At 47.2% G+C, this 322-nt stretch carries 1 tRNA gene; it reads right to left on the bottom strand.

What is annotated here, in order from left to right:
- Positions 1 to 179: 179 nt before the first annotated feature.
- A tRNA-Ala gene (locus ACQ4N9_RS26590) sits at positions 180 to 255 on the bottom strand.
- Positions 256 to 322: the final 67 nt, after the last annotated feature.

The raw sequence follows: 322 nt of genomic DNA, 5'->3' as shown, positions 1-322 counted from the left end.
ATTAAGAGCAGAACTCACAAATTTTACCTTAGCCTGATCACACACCAGTGAAAGTGCATGTCAGTCTATCTATCACATATCCGAATTTTTAAAGAACGATCTGACAAAAGTCAGAAATCAACATTCATTCACGAATGTTCATTTCTAAGTTCTGAGCAGTGCTGCGAAACCTGAAAGAGTGGTGGAGCCAAGCGGGATCGAACCGCTGACCTCCTGCGTGCAAGGCAGGCGCTCTCCCAGCTGAGCTATGGCCCCATTTGACCAGCCGCACCAAGTAATTGGTAGGTCTGGGCAGATTTGAACTGCCGACCTCACCCTTATC

This window comes from Pseudomonas sp. ES1, assembly GCF_050586605.1.
GTDB lineage: Bacteria > Pseudomonadota > Gammaproteobacteria > Pseudomonadales > Pseudomonadaceae > Aquipseudomonas > Aquipseudomonas sichuanensis.
The sequence above is the reverse complement of the archived record's forward strand: the minus strand, read 5'-3'. Positions and strand labels throughout refer to the sequence as shown.